1 protein-coding gene is annotated in these 410 nt (G+C 70.2%); it reads right to left on the reverse strand.

What is annotated here, in order from left to right:
- On the reverse strand, positions 1 to 410 hold a 410-nt coding region (locus J1M86_RS24140), incomplete at both ends, for an FtsK/SpoIIIE domain-containing protein (protein ID WP_274611738.1).

A 410-nucleotide genomic window follows, 5' to 3' on the forward strand; every position in this document is an offset into this window, starting at 1 on the left:
GGACTTGCCCATCGGCAGGAACAGGGCGTCGCCCTGGCCGAGCAGCTTCTCCGCGCCGGGCTGGTCCAGGACCACGCGCGAGTCCGTGACCGACGACGTCGCGAACGCCATGCGCGAGGGCACGTTGGCCTTGATCAGGCCCGTGACCACGTCCACGGACGGCCGCTGCGTGGCGAGCACGAGGTGGATGCCGGCCGCACGGGCCAGCTGGGTGATGCGCACGATCGCGTCCTCGACGTCGCGCGGGGCGACCATCATCAGGTCCGCGAGCTCATCCACGATGACCAGCAGGTACGGGTACGGGCGCAGCACGCGCTTGGAGTCCGGCGGCAGCTTCACCTGGCCGGCCCGGACGGCCTTGTTGAAGTCGTCCACGTGCTTGTAGCCGAACGCCGCGAGGTCGTCGTAGC

Origin of the sequence: Rhodococcus sp. KRD197 (genome assembly GCF_017168235.1) — a bacterium.
Taxonomy (GTDB): domain Bacteria; phylum Actinomycetota; class Actinomycetes; order Mycobacteriales; family Mycobacteriaceae; genus Rhodococcoides.